This is a genomic window from Micromonospora palythoicola (genome assembly GCF_036689795.1).
Lineage (GTDB): Bacteria > Actinomycetota > Actinomycetes > Mycobacteriales > Micromonosporaceae > Micromonospora > Micromonospora palythoicola.
Genome location: NZ_JBAGKI010000036.1, coordinates 1 through 21,689, shown reverse-complemented (window position 1 = coordinate 21,689; position 21,689 = coordinate 1). Strand labels below are relative to the sequence as shown.

Below are 21,689 nucleotides of genomic sequence, written 5' to 3'. Positions count from 1 at the left end.
TCACAGTCTGACCGTTGAGGCGACAAGGGAGAAGGAGTTTCGGAACTCGATGACGTCCGTGGATGTCGAGGATCCAGCGAGTCGCGCATGCAGTTGGCCCAGGGCGCGCATCGCCCGCGCCGAAGCGGTCGCGGCGGCCAGGGAGAGGGCGCGGCTTCCTTCGGCGCCCGCCTCGGCCAACCGGTTAGCAGCGGCGTAGGACAGGGCGAGCCAGCTTCGCGTCAGCGCCTCGTCCTGTCGGTAGTTGACAGGCCAGCCCTCCAGCGCATCTTCAAGGGCACGCGCCGCTGCCCTTACCTGGCCAAGGCGTAGCAGGCAGTAGCCCTCATGAGCTTGCAGGTAGGCGTGAGTGCAATGGTGGCCGATGGTGTCTGCATCATCCGCGGCCAGGCCCGTCGCGTGGTTGATGAGCTTGTGCGCGGCCTTGATAGCGGTGAGGGATCGGGACTTGTCGCCGCAGAGGGCGTGGCCCTGCGCCTGACGGATCAAACACAGGGCGCGGTCACGATCGGTGAGCGAAACAAGGCTTTCAGCGGTTCTGGCAAGTCCTGCAGCATGGGCTCCGTCAATGCGGTCGACAGCTTGCTGTGCTTGGCGCATGAAGACGTAGGCGGCGATCCGCTTGTCGCCTGCCCTGCACGCCAGTTCGAGCGCGTGGGCGAGCCAGTGAGTGGCTGCGCTGACATCTCCGAGATTGTCGGCGGTCCACGAAGCGAACTCCGCCCACCGCGCCTCAACCGCCAGAAGACGTGGCTTGAGGTCCTCCGTCGCCTCGTGTCGATAACGGCGAACAACAGCTAACTCTCGGCAGACCGCCCCGTAGACCTGGCGCGAGCCAAAAACGTTGTGCGACGCGGCGAGGAGCCGGAGCATCTCCTCCCAGTGCAGCGCCATGGCGGGATCGACACTCACGGAGGCGGATCCACCTCCCAGGCCAGGTGCGGGCGAGCCGCCCGAAGGGTCTGCTAGCGCTGTCGTCGCCACCGTGCCACTGGACGGCAGCCCACCCGCGACTGGAACGTCTACCAGCGCCTGCGGTGAACCGTCGTCAACTTCACCCCAGCGCGCCCGTTGCCTCGCCTCGATTCTCTCGTGATCAAAGCGCTGCTTCAGATCCCGGTATCCGTCGTAGCCGGCGAGGAGCTCGCCGCCAGCCTCCAGCAGCCGATCACACCGCCGCCAGAAGACGCGATCAGCTACCTGCTGACCCCGCTCCACCCCCGCGATGGTGCTCCGCGTGCTGTAGACCCGCTCGGCAACATCGGCCTGCGTCAAACCACGCGACCTACGATGCTGCGCGAGCCCCACACCGAGCGCACGTCTGGCGTCTTCGACCTGCTGGGGATCGATCACGAAAGTCCCGACTCTCCACAACCCTCAGGAAGGGCACGATAACTGTTCGACGCAGAGCGAAGCTACCGCGACGGCCCGAGGCAATCGAGTAATAGTCACGCCAAGTCCAGCCTCGGCGTCCGCCAGAAACCGGGCCGAGGCAAAGGACGCCCAGCCGGACGCCGCCGGACCGACCGGGACACGAGGGATGCTCGTCGCACGAGCACCATCCGAGCAACCAACCGGCCACACGGGACACAACAGGTAAGGGGCCTGACTGCCGTTTCGGCAGGTCAGACCCCTTGTGATCTTGCGCGCCCGAAGGGACTCGAACCCCTAACCTTCTGATCCGTAGTCAGATGCTCTATCCGTTGAGCTACGGGCGCTGGTGCTCGGCCAGTCTACACACCGGCTTTCGCGCGGAGACTCCGGGATTCGAACCCGGGAGGGGCTTTAAGACCCCAACCGCATTAGCAGTGCGGCGCCATAGACCAGACTAGGCGAAGTCTCCCAGGTGGCCCGCAGACCACCGGGCCCGAGGATACAGGCCCCGCCCGGCCGGGAGCAAAGCGACTACCGGAACAGACTGCGCCCAGGTGTCCGGGGACCGCTCCCGCTGTGCATTGGTGTGATCAGGACTACGCTCCATCGACATGCAGGAGCAGCCGCCCAGCGAGCACAACCGCCGTGAGCCTGCTGAGGGAGCCCGTCGACGCTCCCCGAAGGCGACCTTCACGCCACCGCCGGCACCTCCGGCACCGCCGCCGCCCGAGGATCAGGAGGATCCTGCCGGGTCCCGTCCTCGGCGGTCGAAGGCGGCACCGAGCGTGCTTTTCCAGCCGCCACCGGTGCCGGAGCAACCGCTGCCACCCCGGTCCGGGGCGGACCCCGCCGCGCCTCCGGTCGCTCCGGTGCCGCCGTTCACCAGCGGCTCCGGGGTGGTCGACCCCGGCGAACGTACGGTCTCGCCGGTCACCGGGAAGAGCGGGGATGCGACGGCGGTACCCGCGGCGCGTCGCCGCGGTCGGGCCGGTCAGTCGGCGGCCGCGGGTGTCGACCCCGCCAAGGCGGACAAGGCTCCGGCTGACGTCCCCCCCACCCGCCGGAAGGCGGCCCCGGACAGGACCCTGCCAACGCAGGCCGGATCTGCCGGCTCCGAAGCCCGGTCGGTCGACGCCCGAGCCGTCGAGGCCACGAAGGCGGGCAGCCAGCGGAGCGACGACAGCGGCACGGCTTCCCGGACCATCGACACCGGCCCCGTCGACACCGGGAAGGCGGCTTCGGGGCAGCCGGGCAGTGCGACGACGGGTTCGGCGGCGACCGAGGCCGGAGGGGTTCCGGCAGGAAAGGCCGCGGCGCGGAGAAGGGCGCGAGCGGGCGACGAGAAGACACCTGAACCGGTAAGCGCGGCGCCGACCGTTGCGAAGGCGGCGAGGAAGGCCACGCGGCGAACGACAGCGGGCGCGGCTGCCGCCCCGGACGAGGCGGCTACGGCTACCGAGACGGCACCGGTGAAGGCGGCCCGGAAAGCCACGAAGAAAGCAGTCCGGACGGCCACCGGCGGACCGGTCACCGACGACACGCACATCAGCGAGACGGCCACCGACGCGCCGGTCACCGGCGGCACGCCCACCAGCGCGACTGCCGGCGGCGGACCAGCCACCGGCGCCACGACCACCAGCGTGGCGGCTGGGGCCGCGCCGCTCGACGCCGTCGCCGGGCGCGGCGTTTCGGAGCGTACGCCGGAGTCGGAGCTGCGGATGATCGTCGCGCGAGTGCTCGACCACCCGGGCTTCGCTCCGGAGCTGCTGGCGCTGACCGCGGTGGAGGCCCTCGGACCCGGCGCGGCCGAGTGGGCCCGGCGGCTGCGGGAGTTGTACCCGGGGGCGGATGCGGACGGGTTGGCGCGGCTGGCCACCCGCCGCTTCGCCCGGCAGGCCGGGGTCGGTGGGGCGACCGCCGCGCTCACCGGGGTCGTCGCGCCGGTGGTCGAACTGGCGGTGGTGCTCTGGTCGCAGGCGAACCTGGTGCTGCACCTGGCGGCGGCGTACGGACATGATCCGGCGCATCCGGACCGGGCCGCGGAGCTGCTCACCCTGACGCAGGTGCACCCCGACCTGGCGAGCGCGGAGTCGGCGGTGGCGGCGGCGCGGGCGGCGCAGGGACCGGAGGAGGAGCTTGGACTTCGGGCGGTCGAGGCGGCCTGGCGACTGGCGGCCCCGCTGGCCGCGCAGGCGGGTGGTTGGCTGGCGCTGCGGCTGGTGTCCCGGCTGCTGCCGGGTACGGCGGCGTTGACCGCGGCGGCCGGCAACTCGTCGGTGGCCGAACGCCTCGCCGCCCGCGCCACCACCCACTACCGCGCCACCACCGACTACCGCCCAGCCCGCCGGCCTCGCCCCGGTCACTGACGGAGGCGGTTGACCAAGAGGTTCGCGTCATGACACGCCGATCGGGCAGGCGCGAACCTCTTGATCACCTGCCACAGAAGGGGCGGCTGGTCAGAGCCAGGTGAACCAGTCGCGGGGGAGCAGGGCGTAGCCGAGGAAGGCGACGATGTCCAGCAGGGCGTGGGCCGCGACCAGTGGCATGACCCGACGGGTACGCAGGTAGAAGAGGCTGAACACCACACCCATCACCGCGTTGCCGATGAACGCCCCGAAACCCTGGTAGAGGTGGTACGAGGCGCGCAGCAGCGCACTCGTGGCGATGATCGCGCCGACCCGCCACTGGAGCTGACGCAGCCGGGTCATCAGGTAACCGACCACGATCACCTCCTCCAGGATGCTGTTCTGGAACGCGGCGAGGATCAGCACCGGCACCGTCCACCACAGGTCGGGCAGGGCGGCCGGCACCAGGGTGGCGTTGATGCCGAGCTGGGCCGCCGCCCAGAACAGCGCCAGGCCGGGAAGCCCGATCAGCGCCGCCAGGCCGGTGCCCCGGGCCAGGTCGGATCCGGGCCGTCCGGCGTCCAGGCCGAGGGTCCGCGCCGGATCGCCGGGGTCTCGCGCCAGCAGGTGCACGGCGAGCAGTACCGGCAGCAACGCGAAGACGATGCCGAGCAGCTGGTACGCCAGGTCGAGGTAGGGCCGGGCCGACGCGGAGGTGTTCAGCGCGGCGGTCTGCCGCGACAGGCCGCCTTCCGCGGTCAACTTCGCGATGATCGACACGGCGGCGTACACGGCCGACTGGCCGAGCGAGAGGCCGAGTACCAGCAGCGTCTCGGTGCCGAGCAGCCGGCGGGACACCGGGCGGGTGAGCTCAACGGTCACCGGTCCACTCTGCCCGACCGCCGACGCTCCTGGTGACACCCGCCCTCCGGCGAGCAACCCTCATGATGCGATCGCACATTCTGTGCGACCTTCATACACGCTCCGTGGAGATTCTGTCTGGGCCCGATCCGCCGTCAGAAGAAGGAGCGCCCAGGTGGACAACTTCGCGCGGCTGCTGAAGGAGAGCTGGACCCTGGTCGAGGAGGACCGGGTCCGGCTGAGCGGTCACTTCTACGCCCGGCTCTTCCTCCTCGACCCGGAGCTGCGCAAGCTCTTCCCGGTCCAGATGACCGGCCAGGGCGACCGACTGCTCGAAGCGATCATCGCGGCGATCCACACGGTGGACGACCCGGAGGGCTTCGACGAGTTCCTCCGCGCGCTCGGCCGGGACCACCGCAAGTACCACGTCGAGGCGGCCCACTACGACACGATGGGCGTGGCGCTGCTGGACGCGTTGCGCAGCATCGCCGGTGACGGCTGGAACCTGGAGTACGACCAGGCGTGGCGGGACGCGTACGCGGCGATCGCCGAGAAGATGCTCGCCGGGGCGGCGGCGGACGACGACCCACCGTTCTGGCACGCCGAGGTGCTGACCCATGAGCGGCACGGCCCGGACACGGCCGTCCTCACCTGCCGGGCGTTACAGCATCCGCTGTCCTGGAAGGCGGGGCAGTACGTCAGCGTGGAGGTGCCGCGCCACCATCCCCGAGTGTGGCGGACGTACTCGATCGCCAACGCGCCGAACGACGACAACGTGCTGGAGTTCCACGTCCGGACGCCGGCCGACGCCGCCGGTTGGGTCTCCGGCGCGTTGGTCCGTCGTACCGGGCCGGGCGACCTGCTGCGGGTGGCCGCGCCGATGGGCTCGATGACGGTCGACCGCTCGTCCGAGCGGGACATCCTCTGCGTCGCCGGTGGCGTCGGACTGGCTCCGATCAAGGCGCTGGTGGAGGAGTTGGCCGGTTACAACCGGGCTCGCTGGGTGCACGTCTTCTACGGTGCCCGGACCGAGTCGGACCTGTACGGCCTGGACCGGCTGCGGGATCTGGTCGCCGCCCATCCGTGGCTCTCGGTGACTCCGGCGTGCAGCGACGACCCGGACTTCGACGGCGAGCAGGGCGAGATCTCCGACGTGGTGGCCCGGTACGGGCCGTGGACGACGCACGACTGCTTCGTCTCCGGTTCGGCGCCGATGGTGCGTGCCACGCTCCGGGTGCTCGCCGCCGACGACGTACCGCCGCAGCGGACCCGGTACGACACGTTCGGCACCCTGTAGAACTTTGCTCCCCCCGAGCCGGGGCGCGTGCCCCTGCCCCCTGGGGCACGCGCCCCGGTCCCCCGATCGGGCGGACCGGCACCGCCCCGCGCCACCTCGCCCGTCCGGCCGTCGTTCCCACCCGGGCGGGCGGGGTCGCGCCCCGTGAGACCGGTCAGCGGGGGCCGTCCCGCCGGGATCAGTAGCGCCACGGGTGGCCGGATTCGCGGTACTCCTCGATCGGCACCAGCGGCACCCCGGGTGCCATCCGGTCGACGTAGAGCCGACCTTCCAGGTGGTCGATCTCGTGCGCGACCAGCCGGGCCATGCCGAACTCGAAGGACGTGATGACCCGACCGCCGTCGAACTGTGCGTGTTCGACGTCCAGCCGCAGCGGTCGGGGCACCAGTCCGCGATGGTCGAAGAAGGAGAGGCACCCCTCGTACTGCTCGTCGGTGTGTGGTGCCGCGTCGACCACCCGGGGGTTGAGCAGCACGACCGGCTCGGCGGTGCGGTCCGGCGGGCGGACCACAGCGGCGGCCCGGTCGAGGTCGAGCTGCGGGGCGGCGATGCCCACTCCCTTGGTGAAGGGGTGCAGTTCGTCCAGCCGGGCCAGCGCGGTGACCAGCCGGTCGACGATCTCCCGGGCGACCGGTTCCTCGCGCGGCAGGTCGAACGGACGGGCCGGCTGGCGCAGCAGGTCGGCGCCGCGCTGCACGATGCCGAGCCCGCGCATCCGGTCCGACGGTCGGACGCGCCCGCCGTCCGCCTCGGGCTCCGGTTGGGCCCGGAACCGCCACTGCAACCGGTACCGGGCGTTCAGCGGCGGCTCGTCGGTCGCCCAGTCGAAGATCGCCCGCCCGCCCTCGTCGCGACGGGTCACCGCCGTGCGCAGCGGGCCCTCCTCCGCCGAGAGCGAGGTTTCCGCGCCCCAGACCTGAGGATCCAGTGCGACCGGCAGGTCCAGGCGTACGGCGAGATGCCGGGTCGGTACGCGGACCGCCCGCTGGAACCACGGCCCCCACTTGTCCTGCCCGACGGTGTAGGCGTACTCGATGGTGGCGCGGCGACCGGGGTAGAGCGGAAACCGGCGCTCGCCGTTCTCGAAGAGCAGCCAGATCTCCTTGAACGCGTCCCGGTCGTGCTTTGCGCGCCAGTGCATGGTCTCCCGCTCGCCGAACTCCTCGCGGCAGGCGGACAGTTGCAGTTCGGCGAAGCTGAGCGGGTGTTCCCGGTGGTGGCGGTTGGAGCGGCCCGGATCGCTCGGGTAGCGGTCCACGGCGACGCGGATCAGGTAGCGGGTGACCGGCTCGACACCGGCGTTGTACAGCTCACGGCGGATGACGCAGCGATAGGCGTCCTCGGTGTGGGTGAGGACGGCCGTCTCGCGTTCGACGATCAGTCCGGTGCCGGGCGGCATCCACTGGCCGGGCAGGCCGGCTTCCCGATGGTTGCGTTCGCCGCGGGCGTGGCGAAGGTCGTCGTACTCCCGGAAGCGCTGCCAGATCGCGCCGCTGGCCTCCAGGACGGCCTCGGCACGCCGGGCGAAGTCCTCCGTGGGCCGGTGCCGGCGTCCCTCGACGTGACTGACGTACGAGGGGTCGAAGCCCATCAGGGTGGCGAGCTGTTTCTTGGACAGCCCCCGTTCCGTCCGGTGCCGGGCGAGTTCGGCGGCGAAGGAGTCGGCAGCCCGATCGAGCGGTGAGGTCGTCATCAGCTTCCTCGTGGCCGGGAGTACCAAGTTTCACGTTGAGTCGCCGGCCGCACACTCATCTGGCACCTAGTCGACAAGAACCTTGACTGATGTGAGATTCCTACCGATACTGCCCGCAGTTTCCACGCCGACACCGTCCGTAGCGCCCACCGGCCCCCCGTGACCCGGGTCGCCCACCCAATCCCACCGTCGGGTTCCCCTGCGCCCAGAAGTGTGGTTAGGCTAGCCTTAGTAGGCTCATGGACGCTTCGGATCGAGTGGGGGGTGGATCAGGTGACAGCGGTGCTGCCCCGCCAGGATCCGGCCACCACGCCCCTGGCGCCGGTCACCGGAACCCTGCGGGCCATGTTCGGCACCGACGATCTTCCTGGGCTGGCCCCGGGCCTACTGGTCGTCGACGAGGCCGGTTGGGCCCCGGCGACCACCCTCACCGGTACCCGACTGCCGGAACTGCTCGACTCGGCCGTCCGGCTCTGGGGTGGCACCCCGCACGCCTCCGCCGCGCTCGCCTGGAAGGCGTACAGCTACTGGGCCGCGCTGCCGGTGGTGCTCGGTTGGGCAGCCGCCCGCCGGGTGCCGTTGCTCGACCACACCGAGGCACTGATCCACTTCGCCGACCGGCGCGCCCTGGTGACCGTGGGACTACGCGAGTCGATCCCGGTCGCGGTACTGCCGAACGATCCGCTGGCGCTCGCCGGGCTGCCCCAGGTCCGGGTGGTGGCCGACGAGCGGGAGCTGCTCACCGCACTGCGCGCCACCCTCCTGGACGGGCACCTGTCGCCCGTGGTCTCCGCGATCCAGGGCAGGGTGCGGATCGGCGCCCGCACCCTCCTCGGCTCGGTGGCGTCCGGTATCGCCCACGGGCTGCTGCGTGCCGCTGACAACGTGCCCGGTTCCACGGTCGAGGCGATCGACACACTGCTCGACGCACTCGACCTGGCCGACCTGGTGGAGCTGGTGCCCGGGCCGAACGGTGAACCGATCGTGCAGCGCCGCACCTGCTGCCTGGCGTTCACCCTGCCCCAGCCGAAGGTCTGCCAGGGCTGCTGCATCCGCAGCTGAGCTGGTCCCGCCGCTCACTCCGTCAGCGGGCGCACGTCCCAGAGCCAGACGCCGCCGGTGTGCTCGGGCTCGATTCCGGTCAGTTCGGTCATCCCGGTTCGCAGCGCGTCGGCGTGCTCGTGCGACCCGAGGATCACCACCCCGGCCCGCCAGTACCGCAGGTCCTCCACCGCCATCCGACGCGTCCGCTCGCTGATCGGCGGCACCTCGCCAGAACGACGGATGGTGTCGAAGAAGCTGCTGGTAGGGCGCGGGGGCGCGGAGAACAGGGCGACCCGGTTCCGCCCCGGCCGGGTGTCCGGGCCGAGGAAGTAGCCACGGGCGATCGGCATCTCCTGCCGGGTGCGGGCGGACCAGCGCAGCGGTTCGGCGTACTCGGTGTCGGGCAACGGCAACGTCACCACGCTGCGCCCGCCGGCCAGGTAGGGACGCCAGGCACCGGAGCTGACGAACGCGGGGACCGGTTCGAGCCGTTTTGTCGGCAGCGGAGTGGGCAGCACCGGCACCAACGCCATCGCCAGCCCGGTCACTGTGGCGAGCCGGATCTGCGACCGACGGTCCGGGTACCGGGACGCCAGGTCGCGGACGCGCTCCGCACCGTACGCCAGGATCAGTCCGATGATCGGGGTGATGGCCAGCGCCCAGCGGGTCGGCACCACCGAGTGCAGCACCGGCAGTTCCTCCAGCAGCGCCCACGGCCCGGGTACGCCGGTTCCGCGCCGGTCGAAGCGGATCTCCCGGCCGAGCGACAGCACCGCGAAGAGCAGCCCGAGCGCGGCCAGGCCGAGCACCACGACGTTGCGCCGCAGCCACCACACGAGTGCCGTCACGAGGATCACCAGCGGCCAACCGAAGAAGGCGTTCTCCTCGGTGGGGTTCTTGGCCAGTCCGGCGGCGCTGCGGGCGTCACCGGCCAGTGACTCGCGGGAGTAGGCGAAGAACGAGGCCAGGTCCGTGGAGTAGCCCCGGATCACCCAGGACAGCCCGTGGTAGGCGCCGGGACCGAAGAACTGCACGTACAGCGGATAGGCCAGCAGCACGGCGGAGACGACGGCGGCCACCCCGATGCCCGCGGCGAACGGACGGACCCGGACCCGCAGCTCGGACCGGCCGATCACCATCGCGACGACCACCACGGCGACACCGATCGCGGTCATCAGCAGGATCTCCAGGTTCAGGAACGCCTGCCAGACGATCACCAGGGCCAGCAGCAGGCCGTTGCGCAACCAACGCCCGGAGTCACCGAGCCGCAGGGTCCGCCAGATGATCAGCGGTACCACGTACTGCGACACGATGTTCGGATGCGCGTTGGCGTGCGAGACCATCGCTGGCGCGTACGCGCAGAACGTCGCACCCAGCCAGGCCGGCCCGCGGGCGCCGGGCAGCACCACGCGGGAGAGCAGGAAGTACCAGGCGGTGGCGGTGGCGATCAGGCCGAGGGTGAGGAATACCAGGAACGCGGCCCGGGTGCCGAACAGCAGCGTTATCGGCGTCATCGGCAACGAGACGGACAGAACCGACGTATTCGCCATCAGATTGACCGATTCCGGCACATTCATCCGGTCCGACGAAAACGGGTAGGCGAATTCCGTGACGACCCGGGCACCATGCGCGAACATCCACTCGAATTGCGCCATATCGGTAGGGTTGTCGCGAATGCCGTCGTGCGGATTCAGCCACATCCGTGCGGTGACCCAGAGGCCGAGTACCGCGAAGCTCGCCACCGCCGCGGTGTCCCTCCACCGCCCCGAACCCGCCCCGCCACTCGGCCGTTCCGGCCGGCGCGTCGCCCCTCCCGCCTCGGACCGCGGCACCTGTCGCGCCGAATCGGGAGTAGTCATAACAATTCACAGCGTAGTCGGCCTAAGTGGCCAGCGTGCGGGCTTCAAGGCACTGGCGTAGTATCGGCAAGGTTCGCTGGCCACCACCGATCGTGCAGCCACCCCTACCGTTAATCGGCCATCGCGGGCCCCGATATTCCCGCCGTCCGAGCGGATGGTTCACTCAGTCGGTCCCGACGCGGGTCGAGTCGTATCGTGAGGAAGCGACGCATGGCAGAAATCACTGGGGATCAGCGCGTGCAGTCCGAGGTCCTGGAGGGCCTCGCCACGGCGGTCAACCACCGGCGCTGGTTCGTCGAGCTGGCCGTGCCCTACCTGGGCGATCACCCCATCGAGATCGGTAGCGGCCTGGGCGACTACGCCCTGGAGTGGAGCGAGAGCTTCCCCCGGTTCACCGCCACCGAGGCCGACCCGGACCGGCTTGTCGCCCTCAAGGAGCGCCTCGCGGACCGACCCTCGATCGAGGTTCGCCAGATGCTGCTGCCCAACGCGGAGCGGGGCGAATACAGCGCCGCGGTCTCCTACAACGTGCTTGAGCACATCGAGGACCACGTCGGCGCGCTGCGCAGCATGGGTCAACTGGTCCGGCCCGGTGGCGCGGTGGTCATCATCGTGCCCGCGTTCCAGTTCGCGATGAGCCCGGCGGACATCGCCACCGGCCACGTCCGGCGGTACACGAAGAAGACCCTGGCCAGCGCGATGACCGAGGCGGGCCTGCGGGTGGAGAAGATCCACTACGCGAACGCGCTCGGCCTGATCGGCTACTTCATGGCCACCAAGGTCTTCCGCCTGATGCCGAAGGAGGGCCCGATGGTGAAGGTCTACGACACCCTGGTCCTCCCCGCCACCAAGGCTGCCGAGCAGCTCGTCCGTCCCCCCTTCGGCCAGTCCGTCTTCGCCGTGGCCCGCACCCCCTCCTGACCTCCGCTCGGGACCGAACCCATCCCGTCGACCATGAGGTCGGCGGCACTTTCGAAGATCGAAGTCGCCGCCAACCTCATGATCGAGCGAGGACGGGTCGGGTCAGCCGGGAATCTGGTAGGTGGGGCGGATGGTGGCCCGGGCCAGGGTGTGGAAGGCGAGGTTGAAGCCGACGTAGGCGGGGGTCGCCTCCGGGGTGACGTCGAGGCGTTCGACGTCGAGGGCGTGCACCGCGAAGACGTACCGGTGCGGACGGTCACCGGGCGGCGGCGCGGCACCACCGAAACCGTGCTCCCCGTAGTCGTTGCGTACGGTGAACGCGCCCTTCAGATCCTTCTCGGCCGCGCCACGTGGCAGTTCCGTCACGTCGGCCGGCAGGTTCACCAGCACCCAGTGCCAGAAGCCGCTGCCGGTCGGTGCGTCGGGGTCGAAACAGGTCACCACGAAACCCTTGGTCTCGGCCGGGAAACCCGACCAGGCCAGCTGCGGCGAGACATTGTCGCCACCGGTGCTGCCGTGCGCGTGAGCGGCGTCCATCGGCTCACCGTTCTGTACATCGTCACTTGTCAGCGTGAAGGAGGCGACGGTCGGCAGCAGCTCGTACGGGTCCGGAGCGATGGGACGTTCCAGGGTCATCGACACAGGTCCTTCCGGTGGAAGTGGTGTTCTGCGCCCCTTTCATACCCTGTGCCGCGCTGACATTCGACAGAACCGGCCTCAAGTCCGCCGTAACCGAGAGCGCCTCACGGCGGTTGTCACCCTGCAACAACTAGCGAAGGAGTCTCTTGGCCGGGGTCTGGCGTGACTTCATCACCGCCGTCATCGATGCCGTACGCCGACGTGACGAGGCGGCCCTCAACGACGAACGCCGCCGGGCACTGGACCGGCTCGCCGACGAGAAGATCCGCGAGGAACAGCGCAAACGCCCTCCGGAGCGGTGAGACCAGCCGCAGATCAGCCCTTGGTCCGGATGTCCTCGCTGTCTTCGACGTCGAGGAGCTGGATGACGGGGTCGCCCGGGGCGAACGACGAGAACCGTCGCCTCCTGGCCTCTCCCGCCACGACACCGCCGACGACCGCACCCAGCACCCCACCCAGTCCCGGCAGCAGCACCGAGCCGATCACTGAGCCCGTGACGGCTCCCACGGCCGAACCGCCGGTCCAGCCCGGGGCTCCCACGGCTCTCGCGAGATCGTCCTTGGACGCGAACTCGGTGAACGCCCGGCCGACCGACTCACTCGGCTCAACGCTCACGATCTTCAGCAGTGCGGAGTGGACCTGCCGGTTGTCGATAATCGCGAACCGCATACCCACCTCGACCCCGTGCCGGGCGCCTATGTCCAACCGGAAGCTCTGATTCCCCAGCACCTCACGAACTCGACCCTCAAGCCGGTCAACCACGCCGCACCTCCGCCGACCGATCCGGAGAAACGAGTTCCACGCTGCGGATCTTCCCCAGTTCCCCTGGGTGGAAGTGGCGCCATTCATCGATCATGTCGCTCGCGTCTTCCTGCACGTACGACAGCAGCAGACCGATCTGTCCCAGCGCCTCTCGGCTCTTCACCGTGCTGCCCGAGTCCTTGGTCATGTTCGCCCACTGTTCGGCCTGCTGAGCGCGGAGACCGATCCGGGTCAGCCGGGTGACCGCGCTCCGCGCGTGCCCCGGGTCGACCTTCCCCGCTCGGGCCGCAGCGGTGGCACCCAGGATCTGGAACAGACCGGACAGTACCGCGAGGAAGGCGCTCGTCACTCCGTCGAGTGGTTGAGCGGACCCGCCCTTCACCGCCACCCACACCGTGACGCCGAGGCTGCACAGCACCAACGTTGCGGCTGCGAGGTATCCGCGGATCCGGTTGGCACCAATAGTCACGCGCGCATGGTCGCAGACACCCGCCATTGCGGCTGTCCTGAAGGGGACAGCAAGGACGGAAACATGTGCTCAGTGCGGAGGGTGTGGGATTCGAACCCACGAAGACATCGCTGCCTTACCGGTTTTCAAGACCAGCGCCATCGGCCACTAGGCGAACCCTCCCGGACCACGCGGTGCGCGGCCGTGCCTAGTCTGCCACGCCGCGTACGCCGGCGAACGGTCGAGCTACCCGGTGCGCCGTGAGCACTGACGTTGCGTGGTCGCTCGGGGCGCGACGTGGAGCCGGCCCGGGATCGGGTAAGACTGGGCCCATGCGAGCGATCACCATTGCCGAGCCTGGCGGACCCGACGTACTCACCTGGAGCGAGGTGCCGGACCCGCAGCCGGGTCCGGGTGAGGTGGTCGTGGACGTACGGGCGACCGCGGTGAATCGGGCCGACCTGTTGCAGCGGCAGGGGCACTACCCGCCCCCGCCGGGCGCGCCCGCGTACCCCGGGCTGGAATGCTCGGGGGTGGTGAGCGCGACCGGTCCCGGGGTGGCCAGCGTGCGGGTGGGCGATCAGGTCTGCGCGCTGCTGGCCGGCGGCGGGTACGCCGAACGGGTGGCGGTGCCGGCCGGGCAGCTGCTGCCGGTGCCGGCCGGCGTCGACCTGGTCGACGCCGCCTCGTTGCCGGAGGTGGCCTGCACGGTCTGGTCGAACGTGGTGCGGGTGGCCCGTCTGGCCGCCGGCGAGACGCTGCTGGTGCACGGCGGCGGCAGTGGCATCGGCACGTTCGCGATCCAGCTCGGTGCCGCGCTCGGTGCGAGGGTGGTGGCGACCGCGCGGGCCAGCAAGCACGAGCGGCTGCGTGCGCTGGGCGCCGACCTGCTTGTCGACTACCGGGAGCAGGACTTCGTCGAGGAGGTCCGGCGGGTCACCGACGGCCGGGGGGCGGATGTCGTCCTGGACATCATGGGCGCGTCGTACCTGGGTCGGAATGTCGCCGCCCTGGCCGCCGACGGACGGCTGGTGGTGATCGGCATGCAGGGCGGTCGCAAGGGTGGGTTGGATCTGGGTGCGCTGTTGGCCAAGCGCGGCACCGTCGCGGCCACCGCGCTGCGCTCGCGGCCGCTTGAGCAGAAGGCGGCGATCGTACGCGGGGTACGCGAACAGGTCTGGCCGCTGGTCGAGGCGGGCCGGGTGCGGCCGGTGATCGACCGGCGACTGCCGATCACCGAGGCGGCGCAGGCGCATCGGCTCGTCGAGTCCAACGAGCACGTCGGCAAGGTCCTGCTCACCGTCGGCTGAGCCGGATCACGTGCCGGCAGCCGGGCAGCCGGGCAGCCGGGCAGCCGGGCAGCCGGGCGGGAGACTAGCCGGGTAGCACGAGGCGGGCCCCGGGGCCCTCGCCGGCCAGGTTGTCCTCGGGGTTGTAGAGGGTGCAGCGCCGCAGCGAGAGACAGCCACAGCCGATGCAGGCGTCCAGGTCGTCGCGGAGCCGGCTCATCAGCCGGATCTTCTCGTCGAGCCTGGCCCGCCAGGCGGTGGAGAGCTTGGCCCAGTCCTCGGCGGTGGGGGTACGGCCGGCGGGCAGCGAGTCGAGCGCGGCCCGGATCTCCTCGAGCGAGATGCCGACCTGCTGGGCGATCCGAATGAACGCCACCCGGCGCAGCTCGCCACGGTGGTAGCGGCGCTGGTTGCCGCTGGTCCGTTCGGCCCGGATGAGCCCCAACCGCTCGTAGTAGCGCAGCGCGGACTGCGCCACCCCACTGCGGGCGGAGAGTTGGCCGATGGTCAATGCTTCCTGCATCACGTCGCCTTGAGTTGAACCCCGCTTCAACTTGCAGGCTATCCGTATGACCACATCCGCCACCACGGCCCGGGTCGCCGAGGCCGCCGCCCCGATCGACGGACGCGACCGGTTCGCCCCGCTGCTGGAGCGCGTTCGCGCCGGCCGGGAGTTCGGTGCGAACGTCCTGTCGACCCTCGACGTGCTCCAGGTGCTCTACGACCGGGTGCTACGGATCAGCCCGGCGACCGTCGACGACCCTGACCGTGACCGCTTCCTGCTCTCCAAGGGCCACGCGGTGGCCGGCTACTACGCCCTGCTCGCCGCGAAGGGCTTCATTCCGCCGGACTGGCTCGACGACCAGGGCGGGCCGTCGAGTCGGCTCGGTGACCACCCGGACCGCACCCTGATCCCCGGCGTGGAGATCGGCTCCGGCTCGCTCGGGCACGGTCTGGGGCTGGGTGTCGGCACCGCACTCGGGCTACGCGCCCAGGGCCGGCTCGCCCCCCGGGTCTACGTGCTGCTCGGCGACGCCGAGTTGGACGAGGGCTCGAATCACGAGGCGATCGCGTACGCCGGAGCGGTCGGGCTGGGCAACCTGACCGCGATCGTGGTCGACAACTTCTCCGCCACCCACGGCTGGCCGGGCGGAGTGGCCACCCGGTTCACCGCCAACGGCTGGACCGCCGCCACGGTGGACGGACGGGACCGGGACGCCCTCCACCCGGCACTGACCGGACACCACGGTCACCGGCCACACCTCGTCGTCGCGCTCGTCGGGGACGGTGAGTGACCGTGCGGGACACCTTCGTGGCCACCACGACCGCGTTCCTGGACGACCCTCGCACGGTCGTCGTGCTGGCCGACATCTCCGCCGCGGCGTTCGCTCCGGCCGCCGCCCGGCATCCCGACCGGGTGGTGAACGTCGGCATCCGGGAGCAGCTCATGCTGGGAGTGGCGGGCGGCCTGGCACTGACCGGGCTGCGCCCCATCGTGCACAGCTACGCACCGTTCCTCGTGGAGCGGGCGTACGAGCAGATCAAGCTGGATCTCGACCACCAGGGGGTCGGCGCGGTGCTGGTGAGCGTCGGGGCGTCGTACGACCGGGCGGCAGCCGGGCGCACCCATCTCGGCCCGGCGGACGTCGCCCTGATCGACACCCTGCACGACTGGACGGTGCACGTGCCCGGGCATCGGGACGAGGTACCCGGGCTGCTGCGCGCCGTGGTCTGCGGCCAGGGCTCGGCATACGTGCGGCTCTCCACCCAGAGCAACGCGCAGGCGTACCCGGAGGCGGGCGACCTGCGGGTGCTCCGGGACGCCGGGCCGGGGGCGGCGCTGCTGGTGGCGGTCGGTCCCACGGTGGACGCGGCCCTCGACGCGACCGCGGACCTGCCGGTGACCGTGGCGTACACCCACCGGCCCCGCCCGTTCGACACCGCCGGACTACGGGCGCTCGCGGACAGCGCGGTGGTCCTTGTCGAGCCGTACCTGGCGGGCACCTCGGCCCGGCTGATCTCGGCCGCGCTGGCCGACCGACCGCACCGGCTGTCGGCGCTCGGGGTTCGGCGCGAGGAGTTGCGCCGCTACGGTTCGGCGGCGGATCACGCCCGGTGGCACGGGCTCGACGCGGCCGGGCTGCGCCGCTCGATCACCGATTTCCTGTCACCGGCGTTGGTCTGAGCACTGCCCGGTCGCGGCGTGTCGCGGTCCACCCGGACGACGTACGGCCCGGCATGTTGCGACCGGCACCCGCCTCGCCGCGCAGTCGGCAGGACGCTCAGCGGGATGTGGTGCCGGGCTTGCGACGGGTGCGCTCGCGGCCGAGGATCCAGAGCGCCTCGACACCGTCCCGCCAGGTGATCTTCTTGCCTTCCTCGCGTCCCCGGGCCCGGTAGCTGATCGGCACCTCGTACGGTCGGATGCGGCGCCGCAGCAGCTTGCCGGTCACCTCGGCCTCCATGCCGAATCCACGGGAACGCACGTCCAGCGAGCGGTAGAGCGCGACCGGCATCAGCTTGAAGCAGGTCTCCAGGTCGCCGATGTAGGAGTTGAACAGCACGTTCGCCGCCATGGTGACGCCCTTGTTGCCCATCACGTACCAGAAGCTGTAGGCGCTGTGGCTGCCGAAGGTGCGGTTGCCGTAGACCACCGTCGCCCGGCCGTCCAGCACCGGGGCCAGCAGCTTGGGGATGTCCTGTGGGTCGTACTCCAGGTCGGCATCGAGGATGACCATGTACTCGCCGTCGGCGTTGGCCACCGCCGTGCGGATGGCCGCGCCCTTGCCCGCGTTGCGCTGGTGGGTGATGACCCGCAGCCGGGCGTCGTCGGCGCGCCCGAGGATCTCCCCGGTGCCGTCGCGGCTGCCGTCGTCGACCACCAGCAGCTCGATCTCGCACGGATACTCCACCGCCAGCGCCTGCTTGAGGGCATCCGCTATGCGTTCTTCCTCGTTGTAGACCGGCATGAGGATCGACAGCTTCACGGGAATCTCCACGAGGGCGGGCAATGTGTCGGCCATAGCCTAGCCCGGCAGGTCAGCCAGGTGGCGACGACCACCGACGGCGATCCACGCTCGGGCGTCCAGGCTGATGGTGTTTACTTCCGGCCATGTCGGCCGCCGGCTTCCCGTTCGTCCTGGTTCCCGTCGCCGCGCTCGGTCTACTCGGCGTGGCCCTACGGCCACGACGCCTGGGCGTCGTGGCTCCCCGACGGCTCGCGGCGCTCCGGGCGACCCTTGTCGTCGGCACCTTCGCGGTGGCGACCGTCGAGGTACTCGGTGCGTTGCGGCTGCTCACCGCGCCCGCCTTCGCCCTGACGTGGCTGAGCTTCCTCATCGTGGCGGCGGTGGCGGCGGTGTGGCGACGGCGGGTCGACAACCGCAGCCGCGAGCGGGACGCGGCCGGGCCCCGGGGCACCGTGACCGTCGGTGGTGGCACGCCACCGACGCTGGCGGGCGTTGCCCGATCCGGCGCGGCGGGTGCCGGCGCGGCGTCGGGGGCCACGGCGACGGTCGGCACGGTCACCGTGGGTCCGGACCGTCCGGCGCCGACCGATCCGGACACCAGCCCGGGTGCCGCCACGACCGGCGGCTGGCGCAGCGCCGCCGGCGATCTCTGGCGTACGACCAGCCGTGGGGAACGGCTGCTCGCCGGTACGGTCGGCGGGCTGGTCCTGGTCGAACTGCTGATCGCCCTGCTGGCCGCGCCGAACAACTACGACTCGCAGACGTACCACCTGCCCAAGGTGGAACGGTGGGTTGCCCAGGGCGACCTGACGTTCTGGGCGACCGCGATCCACCGGCAGGTCACCATTCCGCCGGGCGCCGAGTACCTGCTGCTGCACCTGCGGCTGCTGACCGGCGGTGACGCGCTGCATCACCTGGTGCAGTGGGCCGCCGGCCTGGTCTGCCTGCTCGCGGTCGCCCGGGTGACCGCGCAGCTCGGTGGCGGCCGGCGGGCGCAGTTGCTCACCGTGTTCGTGCTGGCCACCACGCCGATGGTCACCCTGCAGGCGACCAGCACCCAGACCGACCTGGTCTGCGCCGCCTGGGTGCTCTGCGCCGGCACCCTCGCGCTGGACGGGCTGTGTCGACGCGCGCACCTGGGTGACCTGCTCGCGCTCGGAGCGGCCACCGGGCTGACCGCGGTCACCAAGACCAGCGGGCTGCTCGCGGTCGGTCCGCTGCTGGTGCTCTGGGGAGTGGGCCAGCTACGCCTGGCGTACCTCGACAGGTCGACCACGCACCGCCGGGCCCCGGTCGCCGGGATCGCCCGTACCGCCGGTGCCTCGGTGCTGGTCCTGCTGGTCGCCGCCGCGCTGGTCGGCCCCTTCCTGGGCCGGGTGTACGTCGAGTTCGGCCATCCGTTGGGGCCGGAGCGGCTGCGCGAGTCGGTGCCGATGGAACGCCACGACCCACCGTCGGTGCTGGTGAACGCGCTCCGGATCGGACACACCGCGCTGGACACTCCGCTGGCTCCGCTGCGTGAGGTGTCCGCCGAGGCGATCATCGGGGTGGCGGGACTGATCGGGGTCGACCCGCAGGACCGGGCGATCACGTTCGGTCGGGAGATCTTCCCGGTCGCGTCCTGGTATCCCGACGAGGACCGGGTGGCCTTCCCGCTGGCCGGTGTGCTGGCACTGATCGGCGCGGTGGCGGCGCTGCGCCGGCCGGCCCGGGTCAGTCCGGGCGCGGCGGGGGCGCTGCGCGGGTACGCCCTGGTGGTGGTCGTCGCCGTGGTCCTGCACACCGCGATGATCAAGTGGCAGCCGTGGGGGAACCGGCTGATCCTCTACGCTCTGGCGGCTTCGGTGCCGCTGGCCGGTCTCTGGCTCGACGCCCTCTTCCGCCGCTCGGGTCGGGTCGCGTCCGGCGTGCGCGGCGGTGATCCGGCGGGCACCGGCGGTCGGCGATCCGTCGCCGCCGGGCTCGCGGTGACGGTGCTGGCCACCTGTGCACTGGCCGGGGTGTTGGCGGTGTCGTACGGCTTTCCGCGCCGGCTGGTCGGTGCGGGCTCGGTCTTCACCACCTCCGACTGGGAGAGCCGGTTCGTCCGGCGTCCGCTGTGGGCGGAGGAGTACCGGTGGGCGGCCGACGCGGTCCGGGCCGCCGACGCGCGCCGGATCGGGCTGTCCCAGCGCAACGACGACTGGGAGTACCCCTGGTGGCTGCTGCTCCGCGACGCGGACGGCACCCCGCCCGAGCTGCTGGCGCTCCAGTCGGTGCTTGACGACCGGCCACCGGCCGATCCGGCCTCGGTCGACGCGATCCTCTGTGTCGGCAGCCGGAAACTCTGCGCCGACCTGGTGCCCGCCGGTTGGCGGCTGGAGTTCCGCAGCTACGTCGGCTATGCCCTGCCGGAGCAGCGGTGACCGGTCGACGCGGCACGCCGAGCGGTCCGGGCCGGTAAAGGACCATTGGCCCGGTTCGCCGCAGCACGCAAGTATTCTGAGACGTATTCACATACCTGCATCGCACGCGTTACCGTCCGGTAACCCGATCGACGTCCCGCGATCGGACCGAAAGGAGTGCGTCGATGTCTGGTACCCACGCCAGGCGTGAACGGACACCTCGACGGCGCCTTGCCGAGGTCGCCGTCCTCGCCACCGCTCTCGTCCTGCCGATGCTGGCCACGGCCTCACCCGCCGCCGCGGCCGACCGTCCCGCCGTCCAGCCGCTCCCCGCCCACCTCGAAACCATCCGCGCCGCCGAGGCCACCGCGCTCTACGGCGACCCCGGCATCCGGCCGATCGACCAGCGCCGCACCGCACTGATCACCATGGGTGACAGCCAGATCTCGGGTGAGGGGGTCGGCAACTACGTGCCCGGCACCCACCAGCCGGGCAACTGGTGCGACCGCTCGTACGACCAGGCGGTCTTCCGCACCGGTATCGCCGCCGACGAGCGCTACAACATCGCCTGCTCCGGCGCCACTCCGTGGAACCTGATCGCCGGTGGGCCGACCCAGCACAACGAGCTGAACCAGGGCGACCACCTGGCGATCAAGGCGCGCAACACGCACATCAAGTTGATCTGGGTGGTGGCCGGCGCCAACGGCGACGGCACGATCCAGTTCGGCCCGGTCGCCACCGACTGCGCCATCCGCCGCGTCCTCTTCCAGGGCCCGTGCTGGCCCACCTACACCGACCAGTGGACGGTACGCACCGACGGCAGCCGCCGGGCCGTCGAGGAGGCGCTCACCGACATCCGCCGGACCATGACGAACGCCGGCTACCTCAGCTCCGACTACGAGCTGGTGTTCATGTCGTACTCCAGCCCGGCCAGTCCGGACGTGGAGGACAACCCGAACTTCCCCGGCTGGTACTCCGGCGGCTGCCTGCTGTACCTCGCCGACGCCGCGTTCGCCCGGAACAAGGCGGTGCCGCTGTTCGAATCGGCGCTGCGGGCGGCGGCGGCCAACACCGGCACCCGCTACCTCGACGCCAGCCGCCTCTTCCACGGCCACGAGGTCTGCACCGACAACACCTCGGTACGCGGGCTCTACATCGAGGTGGGGATCTGGGACGAGAACGCGGCCCGCCAGTCGTTCCACCCGAACTACCGGGGACACGGCATGTTCGCCCAGTGCATCACCCAGTTCTACGCCTCCGGCCAGCAGCAGGGCACCTGCGTCGACCCGGCCAGCACCGGCAACGGCCAGCTCTATGCCGGCCTGATGGAGTTCCGGCAGCTGCGCAACGCCGCCACCGGCACCTGCGTGGACGGCAAGGGGTACGACTCACGCAACGGCACGGCCCAGCAGTCGTACCGCTGCCATGGCGGACGTAACCAGGGCTTCTGGTACGACCCGACCCGGCAGTCGCTGCACTCCGAGCTCTCCCACGACCGCTGCCTGGACGTGGCCGGTGGTTCGCTGCGGTCGGGCACGGCGGTTAACGTCTACGACTGCCACGGCGGCACCAACCAGCGGTTCACCATCTCCGGCAACCAGATCCGCGCCGCCGGTGCCACCAACCTCTGTCTGGCCTTCGACAACCCGCTGTTCGGTACGCCCCGACTGCGGCTGGCCACCTGCTCCAGCAGTTCCCGGCAGCAGTGGTCGTTCGAGTCGCGGTCGTTCGCCCAGCCCGTGGGGTACGGGCGGGACGACTTCATCGGCTCCCGGGTGTACTGACGCCGGAAGCAGGCGGGGCC

At 70.9% G+C, this 21,689-nt stretch carries 20 protein-coding genes and 3 tRNA genes; 10 read left to right on the top strand and 13 right to left on the bottom strand.

The annotated features are described in order from the left end of the window. From V5O40_RS17185 to V5O40_RS17170, 4 genes are all read right to left on the bottom strand, one after another. Positions 1–1,353, bottom strand: coding sequence for a helix-turn-helix domain-containing protein (locus V5O40_RS17185; protein ID WP_332906388.1), 1,353 nt, complete (start codon positions 1,351–1,353; stop codon positions 1–3). A gap of 292 nt (positions 1,354–1,645) precedes the next feature. Next, positions 1,646–1,718: transfer RNA gene (locus V5O40_RS17180), tRNA-Arg, on the bottom strand. A 34-nt stretch (positions 1,719–1,752) separates the two neighbouring features. After that, a tRNA-Ser gene (locus V5O40_RS17175) sits at positions 1,753–1,843 on the bottom strand. Positions 1,844–2,365: 522 nt separating this feature from the next. After that, complete coding sequence (locus tag V5O40_RS17170; protein WP_332906387.1) at positions 2,366–3,004, bottom strand: hypothetical protein; 639 nt, start codon at positions 3,002–3,004, stop codon at positions 2,366–2,368. 88 nt (positions 3,005–3,092) lie between these two features. Here V5O40_RS17170 and V5O40_RS17165 point away from each other — a divergent pair, with 88 nt between their 5' ends. Then, positions 3,093–3,740 carry a hypothetical protein gene (locus V5O40_RS17165; protein ID WP_332906386.1) on the top strand — a complete coding sequence of 216 codons (648 nt, stop codon included), beginning with the start codon at positions 3,093–3,095 and terminating at the stop codon, positions 3,738–3,740. A 90-nt stretch (positions 3,741–3,830) separates the two neighbouring features. Here the strand turns inward: V5O40_RS17165 and V5O40_RS17160 are convergent, their stop codons facing one another. Beyond that, positions 3,831–4,601, bottom strand: a complete 771-nt coding sequence (locus tag V5O40_RS17160; protein WP_332906385.1) for a CPBP family intramembrane glutamic endopeptidase — start codon at positions 4,599–4,601, stop codon at positions 3,831–3,833. A gap of 154 nt (positions 4,602–4,755) precedes the next feature. On the opposite strand from V5O40_RS17160, the gene V5O40_RS17155 reads away from it, so the two are divergent. Continuing rightward, on the top strand, positions 4,756–5,877 hold the full coding sequence (locus tag V5O40_RS17155) for a globin domain-containing protein (RefSeq protein WP_332906384.1): 1,122 nt from the start codon (positions 4,756–4,758) through the stop codon (positions 5,875–5,877). 178 nt (positions 5,878–6,055) lie between these two features. Here V5O40_RS17155 and V5O40_RS17150 read toward each other — a convergent pair whose 3' ends face one another. After that, on the bottom strand, positions 6,056–7,570 hold the full coding sequence (locus V5O40_RS17150; RefSeq protein ID WP_332906383.1) for a peptide deformylase: 1,515 nt from the start codon (positions 7,568–7,570) through the stop codon (positions 6,056–6,058). Between the two features lie 345 nt (positions 7,571–7,915). On the opposite strand from V5O40_RS17150, the gene V5O40_RS17145 reads away from it, so the two are divergent. Continuing rightward, on the top strand, positions 7,916–8,632 hold the full coding sequence (locus V5O40_RS17145; protein ID WP_332906408.1) for a hypothetical protein: 717 nt from the start codon (positions 7,916–7,918) through the stop codon (positions 8,630–8,632). Between the two features lie 14 nt (positions 8,633–8,646). Here V5O40_RS17145 and V5O40_RS17140 read toward each other — a convergent pair whose 3' ends face one another. Beyond that, positions 8,647–10,473, bottom strand: a complete 1,827-nt coding sequence (locus V5O40_RS17140) for a hypothetical protein (protein ID WP_332906382.1) — start codon at positions 10,471–10,473, stop codon at positions 8,647–8,649. Positions 10,474–10,683: 210 nt separating this feature from the next. Here V5O40_RS17140 and V5O40_RS17135 point away from each other — a divergent pair, with 210 nt between their 5' ends. After that, complete coding sequence (locus tag V5O40_RS17135; protein WP_332906381.1) at positions 10,684–11,394, top strand: class I SAM-dependent methyltransferase; 711 nt, start codon at positions 10,684–10,686, stop codon at positions 11,392–11,394. 102 nt (positions 11,395–11,496) lie between these two features. Here the strand turns inward: V5O40_RS17135 and V5O40_RS17130 are convergent, their stop codons facing one another. Further along, a complete protein-coding gene (locus tag V5O40_RS17130; protein WP_164448869.1) occupies positions 11,497–12,030 on the bottom strand; it encodes a YbhB/YbcL family Raf kinase inhibitor-like protein in 534 nt (177 codons plus the stop codon). 149 nt (positions 12,031–12,179) lie between these two features. Here V5O40_RS17130 and V5O40_RS17125 point away from each other — a divergent pair, with 149 nt between their 5' ends. Beyond that, positions 12,180–12,335, top strand: coding sequence for a hypothetical protein (locus tag V5O40_RS17125; RefSeq protein ID WP_332906380.1), 156 nt, complete (start codon positions 12,180–12,182; stop codon positions 12,333–12,335). 13 nt (positions 12,336–12,348) lie between these two features. Here V5O40_RS17125 and V5O40_RS17120 read toward each other — a convergent pair whose 3' ends face one another. From V5O40_RS17120 to V5O40_RS17110, 3 genes are all read right to left on the bottom strand, one after another. Next, complete coding sequence (locus V5O40_RS17120) at positions 12,349–12,702, bottom strand: hypothetical protein (RefSeq protein ID WP_332906379.1); 354 nt, start codon at positions 12,700–12,702, stop codon at positions 12,349–12,351. 85 nt (positions 12,703–12,787) lie between these two features. Then, complete coding sequence (locus tag V5O40_RS17115) at positions 12,788–13,291, bottom strand: hypothetical protein (RefSeq protein WP_332906378.1); 504 nt, start codon at positions 13,289–13,291, stop codon at positions 12,788–12,790. Positions 13,292–13,339: 48 nt separating this feature from the next. Continuing rightward, positions 13,340–13,426, bottom strand: a tRNA-Ser gene (locus V5O40_RS17110). 149 nt (positions 13,427–13,575) lie between these two features. Between V5O40_RS17110 and V5O40_RS17105 the strand changes: the two genes are divergently transcribed. Beyond that, positions 13,576–14,553: an NAD(P)H-quinone oxidoreductase gene (locus V5O40_RS17105; protein ID WP_332906377.1), complete on the top strand. Its 978-nt coding sequence runs from the start codon at positions 13,576–13,578 to the stop codon at positions 14,551–14,553. Between the two features lie 64 nt (positions 14,554–14,617). Here the strand turns inward: V5O40_RS17105 and soxR are convergent, their stop codons facing one another. Beyond that, positions 14,618–15,055 (bottom strand): redox-sensitive transcriptional activator SoxR, encoded by a 438-nt coding sequence (gene soxR / locus V5O40_RS17100; protein ID WP_332906376.1) that lies wholly within the window; start codon positions 15,053–15,055, stop codon positions 14,618–14,620. 46 nt (positions 15,056–15,101) lie between these two features. On the opposite strand from soxR, the gene V5O40_RS17095 reads away from it, so the two are divergent. Both V5O40_RS17095 and V5O40_RS17090 read left to right on the top strand, forming a co-directional pair. Further along, positions 15,102–15,827, top strand: coding sequence for a transketolase (locus V5O40_RS17095; protein WP_332906375.1), 726 nt, complete (start codon positions 15,102–15,104; stop codon positions 15,825–15,827). Positions 15,828–15,829: 2 nt separating this feature from the next. After that, positions 15,830–16,717, top strand: a complete 888-nt coding sequence (locus V5O40_RS17090; RefSeq protein ID WP_332906407.1) for a transketolase family protein — start codon at positions 15,830–15,832, stop codon at positions 16,715–16,717. Between the two features lie 97 nt (positions 16,718–16,814). On the opposite strand, the gene V5O40_RS17085 is transcribed toward V5O40_RS17090, so the two are convergent. Then, a complete protein-coding gene (locus tag V5O40_RS17085; RefSeq protein WP_332906374.1) occupies positions 16,815–17,519 on the bottom strand; it encodes a glycosyltransferase family 2 protein in 705 nt (234 codons plus the stop codon). A gap of 125 nt (positions 17,520–17,644) precedes the next feature. On the opposite strand from V5O40_RS17085, the gene V5O40_RS17080 reads away from it, so the two are divergent. Together V5O40_RS17080 and V5O40_RS17075 are read left to right on the top strand one after the other, a co-directional pair. After that, positions 17,645–19,906 (top strand): hypothetical protein, encoded by a 2,262-nt coding sequence (locus tag V5O40_RS17080; protein ID WP_332906373.1) that lies wholly within the window; start codon positions 17,645–17,647, stop codon positions 19,904–19,906. A gap of 164 nt (positions 19,907–20,070) precedes the next feature. Further along, positions 20,071–21,669, top strand: a complete 1,599-nt coding sequence (locus V5O40_RS17075) for a ricin-type beta-trefoil lectin domain protein (protein ID WP_332906372.1) — start codon at positions 20,071–20,073, stop codon at positions 21,667–21,669. Positions 21,670–21,689 lie beyond the last annotated feature (20 nt).

Coding starts and splice junctions, on each gene's coding strand:
- V5O40_RS17165 (WP_332906386.1), top strand. CDS start 3,093: ATGATCGTCGCGCGAGTGCTCGACCACCCGGGCTTCGCTCCGGAGCTG.
- V5O40_RS17150 (WP_332906383.1), bottom strand. CDS start 7,570: ATGACGACCTCACCGCTCGATCGGGCTGCCGACTCCTTCGCCGCCGAA.
- V5O40_RS17145 (WP_332906408.1), top strand. CDS start 7,916: ATGTTCGGCACCGACGATCTTCCTGGGCTGGCCCCGGGCCTACTGGTC.
- V5O40_RS17140 (WP_332906382.1), bottom strand. CDS start 10,473: ATGACTACTCCCGATTCGGCGCGACAGGTGCCGCGGTCCGAGGCGGGA.
- V5O40_RS17135 (WP_332906381.1), top strand. CDS start 10,684: ATGGCAGAAATCACTGGGGATCAGCGCGTGCAGTCCGAGGTCCTGGAG.
- V5O40_RS17130 (WP_164448869.1), bottom strand. CDS start 12,030: ATGACCCTGGAACGTCCCATCGCTCCGGACCCGTACGAGCTGCTGCCG.
- V5O40_RS17120 (WP_332906379.1), bottom strand. CDS start 12,702: ATGCGGTTCGCGATTATCGACAACCGGCAGGTCCACTCCGCACTGCTG.
- V5O40_RS17115 (WP_332906378.1), bottom strand. CDS start 13,291: ATGGCGGGTGTCTGCGACCATGCGCGCGTGACTATTGGTGCCAACCGG.
- V5O40_RS17105 (WP_332906377.1), top strand. CDS start 13,576: ATGCGAGCGATCACCATTGCCGAGCCTGGCGGACCCGACGTACTCACC.
- soxR (WP_332906376.1), bottom strand. CDS start 15,055: ATGCAGGAAGCATTGACCATCGGCCAACTCTCCGCCCGCAGTGGGGTG.
- V5O40_RS17095 (WP_332906375.1), top strand. CDS start 15,102: ATGACCACATCCGCCACCACGGCCCGGGTCGCCGAGGCCGCCGCCCCG.
- V5O40_RS17080 (WP_332906373.1), top strand. CDS start 17,645: ATGTCGGCCGCCGGCTTCCCGTTCGTCCTGGTTCCCGTCGCCGCGCTC.
- V5O40_RS17075 (WP_332906372.1), top strand. CDS start 20,071: ATGTCTGGTACCCACGCCAGGCGTGAACGGACACCTCGACGGCGCCTT.